Origin of the sequence: Vibrio sp. 10N.222.49.C9, from assembly GCF_041474985.1 — a bacterium.
In the GTDB taxonomy this organism is placed as follows: Bacteria; Pseudomonadota; Gammaproteobacteria; order Enterobacterales; family Vibrionaceae; genus Vibrio; species Vibrio crassostreae_C.
Genome location: NZ_JBFRVD010000096.1, coordinates 1 through 10,241, shown reverse-complemented (window position 1 = coordinate 10,241; position 10,241 = coordinate 1). Strand labels below are relative to the sequence as shown.

General features: G+C 43.6%; 13 protein-coding genes. 2 read left to right on the top strand and 11 right to left on the bottom strand.

All coding sequences use genetic code 11. From position 1 onward, the window contains the following. Positions 1 to 166 precede the first annotated feature (166 nt). Complete coding sequence (locus AB4585_RS21895) at positions 167 to 2,422, bottom strand: peptidase U32 family protein (protein ID WP_372170915.1); 2,256 nt, start codon at positions 2,420 to 2,422, stop codon at positions 167 to 169. 173 nt (positions 2,423 to 2,595) lie between these two features. Here AB4585_RS21895 and AB4585_RS21890 point away from each other — a divergent pair, with 173 nt between their 5' ends. Then, positions 2,596 to 3,186: a glutathione S-transferase gene (locus AB4585_RS21890; protein WP_372170917.1), complete on the top strand. Its 591-nt coding sequence runs from the start codon at positions 2,596 to 2,598 to the stop codon at positions 3,184 to 3,186. Positions 3,187 to 3,409: 223 nt separating this feature from the next. On the opposite strand, the gene AB4585_RS21885 is transcribed toward AB4585_RS21890, so the two are convergent. From AB4585_RS21885 to AB4585_RS21855, 7 genes are all read right to left on the bottom strand, one after another. Next, on the bottom strand, positions 3,410 to 3,859 hold the full coding sequence (locus AB4585_RS21885) for a GyrI-like domain-containing protein (protein ID WP_017061816.1): 450 nt from the start codon (positions 3,857 to 3,859) through the stop codon (positions 3,410 to 3,412). 67 nt (positions 3,860 to 3,926) lie between these two features. Continuing rightward, the gene (locus AB4585_RS21880; protein ID WP_372170913.1) at positions 3,927 to 4,160 is read right to left on the bottom strand and encodes a hypothetical protein; all 234 of its coding nucleotides are present in this window, start codon (positions 4,158 to 4,160) and stop codon (positions 3,927 to 3,929) included. Positions 4,161 to 4,168: 8 nt separating this feature from the next. Then, positions 4,169 to 4,420 (bottom strand): Rho-binding antiterminator, encoded by a 252-nt coding sequence (locus AB4585_RS21875; protein ID WP_136974261.1) that lies wholly within the window; start codon positions 4,418 to 4,420, stop codon positions 4,169 to 4,171. A 171-nt stretch (positions 4,421 to 4,591) separates the two neighbouring features. Beyond that, positions 4,592 to 5,224, bottom strand: a complete 633-nt coding sequence (gene catB / locus AB4585_RS21870) for a type B chloramphenicol O-acetyltransferase (protein ID WP_372170910.1) — start codon at positions 5,222 to 5,224, stop codon at positions 4,592 to 4,594. A 93-nt stretch (positions 5,225 to 5,317) separates the two neighbouring features. Further along, positions 5,318 to 6,049, bottom strand: coding sequence for a glucose 1-dehydrogenase (locus AB4585_RS21865; RefSeq protein ID WP_136974259.1), 732 nt, complete (start codon positions 6,047 to 6,049; stop codon positions 5,318 to 5,320). Positions 6,050 to 6,155: 106 nt separating this feature from the next. Beyond that, positions 6,156 to 6,539 carry a nuclear transport factor 2 family protein gene (locus AB4585_RS21860; protein WP_372170908.1) on the bottom strand — a complete coding sequence of 128 codons (384 nt, stop codon included), beginning with the start codon at positions 6,537 to 6,539 and terminating at the stop codon, positions 6,156 to 6,158. A 51-nt stretch (positions 6,540 to 6,590) separates the two neighbouring features. Further along, the gene (locus AB4585_RS21855; protein ID WP_372150664.1) at positions 6,591 to 7,307 is read right to left on the bottom strand and encodes an HAD family hydrolase; all 717 of its coding nucleotides are present in this window, start codon (positions 7,305 to 7,307) and stop codon (positions 6,591 to 6,593) included. Between the two features lie 255 nt (positions 7,308 to 7,562). Between AB4585_RS21855 and AB4585_RS21850 the strand changes: the two genes are divergently transcribed. Next, positions 7,563 to 7,895: a PBPRA1643 family SWIM/SEC-C metal-binding motif protein gene (locus AB4585_RS21850; protein ID WP_017068336.1), complete on the top strand. Its 333-nt coding sequence runs from the start codon at positions 7,563 to 7,565 to the stop codon at positions 7,893 to 7,895. Between the two features lie 94 nt (positions 7,896 to 7,989). Here AB4585_RS21850 and AB4585_RS21845 read toward each other — a convergent pair whose 3' ends face one another. The 3 genes from AB4585_RS21845 to AB4585_RS21835 form a co-directional block, all read right to left on the bottom strand. Next, positions 7,990 to 8,541 (bottom strand): DUF1349 domain-containing protein, encoded by a 552-nt coding sequence (locus tag AB4585_RS21845; protein WP_136974256.1) that lies wholly within the window; start codon positions 8,539 to 8,541, stop codon positions 7,990 to 7,992. Between the two features lie 17 nt (positions 8,542 to 8,558). Next, positions 8,559 to 9,587, bottom strand: a complete 1,029-nt coding sequence (locus tag AB4585_RS21840) for a radical SAM protein (protein ID WP_017061808.1) — start codon at positions 9,585 to 9,587, stop codon at positions 8,559 to 8,561. Between the two features lie 138 nt (positions 9,588 to 9,725). Next, positions 9,726 to 9,950, bottom strand: coding sequence for a hypothetical protein (locus AB4585_RS21835; protein WP_017061807.1), 225 nt, complete (start codon positions 9,948 to 9,950; stop codon positions 9,726 to 9,728). Between the last annotated feature and the right edge of the window lie 291 nt (positions 9,951 to 10,241).

Genomic DNA, 10,241 nt, shown 5'->3' with positions numbered 1-10,241 from the left:
CGCCATGCTCGGCGCACCATTAAAAAGGCCACTCGATTGAGTGGCCTTTTGTTTATTGGTTCAGAGTGCTTATAAGCGGTTGAGCGTTATAAACCTTGAACGCTCTTTGCGTTAGAAGCTATAAGCCTTACAGCCCATAGACATTGAACCCTATAAACCTTGTACGCTATAGACCTTGCACGTACTGAGCATTAGTTCGAACTTCAACCATCTGCTCTAGGTTCTGTTGTGAACCTTCAACGCCGTTCAGTAGCGCTTCGAAATGCTTGATAAGCTCAACTTTGTCTTTCACTTCTTTAGAACCTGCACCGATGTTGGTTAGGTCAATGAAGAACTCGTCGAACAGACCAGAGAAGTCAGTTACTGCGTCGTGGTTCAAGAACTGCTCGTGGTTGTAAATGCTTGGGTAGCCACCCTTCTGTTTATCAACCGCAAAAGAGATGCCTTTCACGTTGGTAATCGTGGTCGCTTTCTCACACTTCAACATACAACCTGCTTCGATGCTTGGCTTGTTACAACCCACGGTTCTTTGGAAGAAACACTGACGGCTGGTCATCATCAAGATTGGGTGGTAAATGCTGTAGGACAGTTTGAAGTTCTCTGGGCGACGAATATGACGAATCTGACCTTTGTTGATCTCGTTCGAAATGAATGCGCCTGCACAGTTCAGCTCTTCTTTCAGAGTAACCAGTGCGTGAGAGTTGGTCGTGTTCATGAACGGGCCTGCAACCCACTCAATACCCATCTCGTAAGCTTTGTAAGCAATACCCGTGTTGTTGGTTACGATGCGAGCTGGCTTGATCTCTTCAAGAATACGAACCGCTTCGTCGTAATCTTTACCGATCAATACCGCTGGGAACCAAGGAATCAAACGTGGGTTTGCTGCCAAGATGTCGATGTACTTGTTACAACGCTTCTTGAAGCTTTCTGGAAGTTTGAAGTAAACATCCGCGTCAGTCACGTCACACAGGTGTAAGTCTTCTACATCGGCGATAAGCATCGACATAGTCGGCTTCTCGTTCACTTTAGGGTGCTGAGGCAGTGCTGGCACTTCAACGTGCTTAATCACTTCCACAGAGCCGTTCAGAATGAAGTCGATCTCGTCTTTTAGGTCTGAAACTTCTTTTAGAGGAATCAACAAGCCTGCATCCACTTCACTGAAGTCGTGGCTTTCTAGCGTGTGAACTGCACTCTTCACGTTTTTGAATCGCTTCTCAAGTAGCTCTTGAGTAATCGCCTTCTCTTCAACCGCTTTCAATAGCGATTTAGATTGAAGAGTAAAGTTCTCTTTTGGCGTGTTCACAGTCACCGTAAATGGTTGACCCACTTTTGCGCTGAACGACAGTGCTACTGGTGTCTTGCGAATATCAAGGAACTCGATCTTGTCACGCATTTCGTTACCAAGAACGTCTTTCGCTTGGTGAAGTTCGTTGGTCACTTCTTGAATCTGTACAACTGAGATTTCGTTGTTCTGCTCCGTCGCTTTTTCAACAGCGTAGTTCATGCTGTTGTCGCGCGGGTTATCGATGAACATGTCTTTCGTTAGGTTGCCCTTTAGGAAAGAGTTGGTGAAATCACGGTTGAATACTTTGTGTAGGTTCGAATCGTCTTCGATCAACAAACCACTTTCTACAAAGCTATCAATCTGTTTACGCCATGTGTCTACCACAGTGTAAACGTAGTGTGCGCCTTTAATACGGCCTTCTACTTTCAATGAGTCGACTTTCGCATCAACCAATTCAGGTAGGTCGTAGTAAGCTGAGTTATCTTTCAGGTTAAGTGGGAACTTGTTGCCCGCGTTGGTGATTTCGTACTCATCACGACACGCTTGGCTACAACGACCACGGTTACCTGAGTTACCCACACTTACTGAGCTTGAGTAACATTGACCAGAGAATGCGATACACAGAGCGCCGTGTACGAACACTTCGGTTAATACGTCGTGATCGTGTGCCACTTCCGTCAGCATCTTGATTTCAGGCAGGTTCAACTCACGAGACAAGTTAACGCGCGTCGCGCCAATCTTAGACAAGAACTTAATCTGACCTTCGTTGTGCGTAGTTAACTGAGTCGACGCGTGAACGTCTAACGATGGGAAATGCTTCTTAACCAGGTTGAATAAACCCAAGTCTTGAACAATGATGCCGTCCACTTTGGTGTTCACAAGCTGGTTCAGCAGTTTGGTGATGCTCTTAGTCTCGTGCTCCAGTAGCACAACGTTAAGAGTCAGGAACACTTCACAGCCGTATTCATGAGCAAGGCGAATCACACCATTCAATTCGTCTAACGACAGGTTAGAGGCTCTGTTACGAGCGTTGAATGTGTCTAAACCACAATAAACTGCATTAGCACCCGCTACGATGGCGGCTTTTATCGCTTCTACATCGCCACCTGGGGCTAATAACTCAATTTTTCTGCTCATTTTTGAAGTCGCTCACTTACTTATAATTTTTAAGCCGCGTATTCTACCCACATCACGATCTCTTTACCACCGTACAACACTTTTCAAACTAAATGACCTCAATAATGCCGAACGAATCCGATCTACCTATCCTTTATTCTTTACGCCGTTGCCCTTATGCAATGCGCGGACGAATGGGCATCGCACTATCACAGCAAAAAGTGTTACTTCGAGAAATCGTTACCAAAGACAAGCCTAGCGAACTATTGGCCAGTTCGCCAAAAGGAACAGTGCCTGTATTGGTGTTACCCAATGGACAAGTCATTGAACAGAGCTTGGATGTGATGAACTGGTCACTTCAACAAAACGATCCTCAAGATCTTCTGCGTTCAAGCAATCCAACGCTTAGCGAACAAGTTCAGCAGCTCATTAAAACCAACGATGAAGAATTTATTGGTCACTTAGAAAGGTATCGTGCATCGGTTCGTTACCGAAACATCGATGTTGAACAACGCCGACAAGCCTGCGAAACCTTCATTAAGCAGTTAGAAGTGCGACTTATCGATCAGCCCTACTTTTTTGGAGAAAGCCCAAGCTTGGCCGATTTTGCGGTGATGCCTTTCGTCAGTCAGTTTGTGCGAGTCGAAAAGAAGTGGTTTGTGAAATCGGAATATCAAAACGTAGGACGTTGGTTAAGAGCGCACCTTGAAAGTAAGCTCTACACCCAAGTCATGAAGCAATACCCTTTGTGGAATGAAACCAAGCAAGATTGTCTTTTTGGATAACTTAAGAGAATTTTGGGTGACTTAAGGGTATCTAGGGTGATCTAGGGGAATTCTGGAATAGATAATTCCTAGGTATTAAAGTAGTTACGTGACACTGTATCTTCTTTGTAAAGAACAGATATTCAAAGGCTTAACTGGGATTCCGTTGTCTCTTTACCTGTAACTACTGTCTCTTAACTGGCAAACACAGTCTAAGCTAAGCCTTTTGTTCATTTTAACCTGATCACTGAATCGCTATCGAAATCTCGACTTCAGTTTCACCTTTGTATAGTTCAAAATCTGTCGTGTAAGTTCTCACATGTGGGCAGTCAGCAGCGCTGAAATACGCCCACACTTCACCCCATAGATCGATGACCGCTTGAGGAAGTTCACCTTCAGCAGAAAACGTCAGATATTTGCCTGCTTCAATCTTGGTTTCAATAAGATTATTTAAGTCTTGATCCGTTAACGCATTAGCACACGCGATAACATCAAACTCACCCGTAAAATCAGACTCGTAATTAGTGTAGACGCCATACACTTTTGAATCCGGTGTTAATTTCGGAAATGCTTGGTCAAAAAAGCCCTGCCACAATTGCCCTATCTTGGCTCTTGCTGGGTCCATCTCATCGGTATTGGTGGTTCTTACTGAAAACCCATACGCCTTTACGGCTTCTATCGTTTCAACTTTCATTCGTTCTATTCCTAAGCCAATTGACGATCTAACTGTATTGAATCCAATGTTTTATAAGATAACGATGCTAATCTTGTATCTCTTTATGGCCACATTTTTCACAGACAAGGTGACGAGAAAACTCATCCATTGACGCGATAAACGGGCCAAGGAACCAACCTTTTATCATGCCTGCCCAAAACTCACTTCGCTTTTGGTTAGGTTTGTCTGCAAACGCACTCGTCTTTCTGACCAACACAACAACATGTTGTGTCTCTTCTCTGCACGCGGTGCAATAGCATTGTTCTATGGTGCTATTCATTTGAAAGCCTATGACGTTTTGAATGAAACATGCTGAAAGTGAGGGTTGTCGACACAGACATCCAATGTCGCTATTTGAGTTAATACGACAAGTTGTTGCTCGCCTTGAGTACTGACTTTAATGCACTCTTCACGGCTGTCATTGCGCTGGGTATCTAACCCGACACATTCAATCTTCTCGCCAGACTTCAGCGTTAACTTGATTGGGTATCGGTGCATACACACAATTTCAATATAATCGTAATCGTTGCAACTAATCATAATACCCCTCCAATTCATCCACCACGCTAATGCGACACGCCATACTATGCAATATGCATATAATCAATCATTTATCTAAATCACATTGACACTTTAATCGTAAAGCTACTGAGTTATCTATTAATTTTAGACTGATTCCTCGCTCTTCACGTTTCTTCTGTGTTCTACAATTTAATGCTTAGAAAATTCTTTCCAGTACTGGTAAAGCCCGTTGATATCTGAAGAGCACATCAACGACATCGCGCCTTTGATCTGTTCTTCGCTCCACTGCCACCATTTCATTTCTAGCAACTGAGCGATTTCAGTCTCATTGAAACGATAACGGATATGGCGTGCTGGGTTTGAACCGACAATCGAGTATGGCGCGACATCTTTAGTCACAACCGCTCGACTTGCGATGATGGCTCCGTCACCAACCTTAACACCACTCATGATCATGGCTTCTGTGCCAATCCACACGTCGTTACCAATCACGGTATCACCAGAGCGTTCAAAGCCGTCTATCGCACCTTCAAACTTCTCATCGTCTTGATAGAAAAACGGGAAGGTACTCACCCACTGGTTTTGGTGGCCTTGGTTGCCCGCCATCATAAACACGGCGCCAGAACCAATCGAGCAGTAGCTGCCAATGATCAGCTTATCGATGTCGGTTCTATCCGGTAATAGGTAACGCGCACAGTTATCAAAGCTGTGGTTATGGTAGTAACCCGAATAATAGCTGTGCTCGCCCACGATGATGTTCGGGTTGATCACTTGTTCTTTGAGTGACTTTCCAACAAACGGGCTTTCAAAATAGTTTTTCATGGTTGTACTCTTAGTTTCGTTCTTTTAGTTAGGTACTTTTGTTGCGTGTTGATGGTTGTAACTTGTTTATATTAGTGTAAAGGCAAACGTGCCCTATCGACCGCCTGCAATATCAATAAACGAGCCGGTGACATACGAAGCTTCGTCTGATAATAACCACGCGATAGAGTTCGCGACTTCTTCTGGTGTGCCACCTCGTTGTAACGGTAACTGCGAAGCTAGTCTGTCTACGCGATCTGGCTCTCCGCCGTCTGCATGCATCTCAGTATAAATACAACCTGGCCTTACGCCATTCACTCGGATATTGCGTGAAGCTAATTCAAGCGATAAGCCTTTGGTGAGTGAATCCATCGCACCTTTCGATGCTGCGTAATCCACATACTCAAACGGTGCGCCAGTGCGAGAAGCGGCAGACGATACATTCACAATCGAACCTGCGCCATCGGCTTGTTTGATAAAGGCTTTACTGCACAGAAAGCAGCTTGATACGTTGGACTTCATCACCTTTTCAAAGCGATCCAATTCAATATCAACCAATGGTGACTGGGTAAACAAGATCCCGGCATTATTAACCAAGTGAGTCACTGGACCTAGCTTGTTACGAGCAATCTCGAATAAGGATTTCACGTCCGATTCAACAGACACATCCGCACGCACACTAATCGCGGTTCCGCCTTGTTCGCGAATCTCATTCACTAGATCTTCAGCTCGCGACTCATTGTGTATGAAGTTAACGCATACAGCATAGCCTTGACTGGCCAACAATTTAGACGTCGCTGCGCCAATACCTCGGCTTCCGCCGGTTACAACCACTACCTTGTTCAATGAAACCTCCTAATGCCACTTGTTTGTTATAACCTGATTTTTCGATGAAACCTGATTATTCGATATGACCTAGTTGTTCGTGACAAACTGATCGTGTCGATACAAATTAATTGCTCGACACAACCTGAACCCACTGCGATCGCCACGCCGGCGCTTCGAATGGGTCTGGCCAAAACTCAGTTTGCTTTTGAATTAAACCATGAACAACCGTGTGAAAGGTGATCACTCGGTCTTTCAGCACACTGTCAGTAACTGAAATGTCCGTTACTACCGTATCACCTTCACAGACAATTGAATTGAGCGCGAACTCCCAAACACCATTAGCTGGGTATTCAGCATTGACTGCCGTGAAGTTGTCGCGCCCTACCGTCAATTCAGACGACTGCGGCCAATAGCCTTCAAAATCTGCGGTTAACCATTCACCTGCCTTTGCAAAATCATTACTGCGCATTGCATCCCAAAATCCCAATACCACTTGTTTTGGTGTCATTATTCTTCCTTAAAGTTATTTACGTGTGGTGATTTTTAAATGTCTGCTTCGTTATGCGTACTTGCTAATGATCGTTAAAAGATCATCGACACTGTTAGCAATGTAATCGGGCTTGGTTTGCCAATTTTCAGGCTCCGATCGGCTATAACCTGCGGCTACGGCAATCACTTTTGCATTGTTACCCAGCGCGGCTTCAATATTGCGAGCAAACTGTGTGTCCGCTTCATGGTCACCGATGTACATCAAACAAAGCTCGTTAGTCGGATCGGCGCCAAATATGTTCTCGACACATTTCACACCACCAAATGGATGGGGTTTTTGGTTACCGTTCGAGACATCGTCATAGCCCACGACCGATTTAAACAAATCACCAATGCCATAACTGTCGAGCACACCACGAATATTCAATTGAGAGTTTTGAGAGCAGATCCCATGTGGAAGATGAGCAAACTGATTAACCACGGTTTCCATTCCTTCAGACAAGGCAACGGCTGTTTGGTTTTTCTCTTGATGCTCTGCCCACATTCCACCAGCGATCAACATTTCATCGTGTGATAAACCGTAATAATCGACATATAAGGCTTGCCAGTTTTTAGCCCCGTGGTTGGCTTCATGATAAAGCGCTTCGCTGAGCAAATATTTAGGTAAGTTATCACCTGACAAGTGTGGCGCGACTAAAGAGATAATGTCTTTTGTGATTGCGATATTCTTTGGAACGGAATTGACTATGGTTCCATCGTAATCCCACAGGATGGCATCTAACTTCATACACTATCTCTTTGTTTCGATTAGTAATTTGAATTTATCATTCATAAGCCTATTTAGGGCAATTTTATTGTCTTGAATTTCGAAATTTGTCGAATAGAAGCAAAGCTAGAGAACAAACCGTTACTAGCAAACAAAAACCAAACAGTGTTTGCTCACATCAGTGCTTTATCAATTGCAATATATGCGTATAATCCCCGCTCCATTGCGCTATCGCCGTTAAAAATAGCGCCATTCAACATTTTTAATGAGTACCCAATGTCGAAACTATTTTTCAAAGGCCGTATCGAAACAAGACAGAACCACGTTCTTGCTGGCTACAACGTAAACCGCGATGTGAAAGCGGGTACTGAAGAATCTCCAATCGCAGTAATGGTTCAAACTGAAGCGCGCAAAGCAGAAGTTGAAGCACTAGCCGCTGAAAATACTATCTTCGTTACTGTTACAGTCGACGCAGACAAAGAAGAGAACACCATCGAGCTTGATACTCTACTGAACAAGCCAAAAACGATGACGTTTGAAAAGACCCCTAACCGTAACGACCCATGTTCTTGCGGCAGCGGTAAGAAATACAAGAAGTGCTGTGCATAAGCGCTTTGACTTGAAGAATTTAAAAACGGACCGGTAGCAATATCGGTCCGTTTTTTTATACGCTAAGCAAGCTTATTCAGCGTAAGACAAATTATTAGGCGTCAGACAAACTAAAGCCACTAAATTTGGCGAAATTAGGCGTCGCCTTACTGCCACTGAACGTATAAAGCATCACACCCTGTTCACTGCCTACTAACGAATCAAACGTGATCACTTCCTGCCATTGTTGTTTTTCTAACGGGCGGAAATGAGCGCCGACTTTTCCGCCTTGTTTGACGAGCTTTACCGACACACTAGATTCACTAAACAACAGACGTTCCTTGATCTGTGGCTGACCATTTTGTTCTACAACGAACACCAATGAACGCTCGCCCATGAACATCTCTTTGCTCACTTTAATGTAGTTGTCGTTATCCCAGTAAATACCTAACCCAGCTTGTTCAAATGCGAGGTTTGGATCTAATTGAACCGTCACTTCTGTGCTGTAATCCGAGCTAGATACTGGATGAACGAAGATATTATCAACATCAGCTGAACCCGCACCAAAGATATTGCCCTCTTGCACTTGCATCGTCAGCACGCCGTTTTCCAAAGACCGATGTTCCGGATTTTCATTTCTGATTTGCCAGTTAACGAGGTTATTCATGTTATTAGTCCTTGCTGCTAGATCATGCGTTGACGGAGTTGGTAAAACACATTGTCGAGTTCATCGGGATTTTGCTTTTGAATGCGATTAAGCTCTCTTTGTACAGAATCGTACATAAGTTGGTTATCCATGTCTTTCAATGCGGCGTAGTAATGAATGCGACGTCCCAAGATAAAGTTATTCTGGTCATTCTCACTCATCATATTGAAACGGTCTATTGTCGCTAAGAACTTCGCTTTATCCTGTGGCAGCTGTCCGTTCAGTTCCATCAACAAATTAATACCGTGATAGTTACCATAGTTGCCCGTCACGCGGTTTAGTTTACTGATCAATTGATATTGTTCTTCAAGCATTTCACGTTCGCTAAGTGGCGTGAACTCTCCATTCTGCACCAGTTCATCCAATTCGGTTCCAGGCTTCACAGCAAGCGACAGAATGCGTATTTCATCTGGGTTGATTTGGTTAAGTAAGGCCGCCGTTTCTTCAACATGCTGCGCCGAATATTCTTTACCACCCAAGCCAAGGATAATGAAGGTCATCATCTTCATACCCGCTTGCTTCGCGTATTCGGTCGATTTCAAAATAGATTTCGGAGTAATGCCTTTTTTCATCAATTTGAGAACATCAATAGAACCCGATTCCATACCGCAATAAAGCATGTTGAGCCCTGCATCACAGATGGCTTTCATCTCTTCAGGCGACTTCTTAGTCATGCTTTGCGCTCGTCCATAAGAGCTGATCTGCTTTAACTCTGGGAAGGCTTGTTTGAGTGTATTCAACACATCCAGCAAGTCTTCGGTATCCATAGTGAATGAATCACCGTCTTGCAGAAAACAGGTCTCAAATTTACGGTTCTTATAGAATGCTTTCGCAGCCCAAATGTCTTTCTTAATCTCTTCAACGGGACGAATTGCAAACTCCATCCCCTCAAACAGCGTACAGAATTTACATTTGTTCCAAGGACAACCTTGGGTGGTGCGAATCAATAAGCTATCCGCTTCTGAAGGTGGGCGAATATGCCCTTGTTGGAACTGATACTGTGTCATTTGAATGCCCAATAATTAACTATTCGCATAGACTACTAGAAGTTCATTCAATGAAAAACACGGTACAATTTGAATTATTATCAAATGAAAACGGACAATTAAAGAAGAAGAATGTTGAAGTATTAAGTAGGTTAAAGGCTAATCAAGGTTGTCCGGTGTACGTAAATTGGTTCCACACTTTGTACATTTATAGTCACCGTTTCCGCCACTTGAAGCTAGCGACGATAAAATCATTCCAAGCAACCCTGGCTTCTTTTCATGTTGTGGCGCTTTTTCGGCTTGGTTACTGAACATAGTGTACTTGTGCAGTGTCAGTTCCTTACAGTTACTACAGAACGCTCTCGTCTTCTCACTTCCATACATAATATCTATCTCCTTAACTCAAAGCACAAACTAAACATATGGCAAATATGCCACACGTAGAGTTAAATCTAAATATTTTCATGAAGTTATGAGTAAGTAAGAGCGTTTTAAAGAAAAGTAAACTCTCGACTGTTAAGTGAAGTGTTGGTGAACAAAGTTATTCAATTCAGTCACGCTTCTGATGATGTAAACCTCTTTCTCTTTAGCGCGCAATTCTAACTGCGCTCTAAAGTCGTCATTCCAAAATCTAGGACACAGTTGTAGTGTCTTATCATAGACAGGATCTTAAGA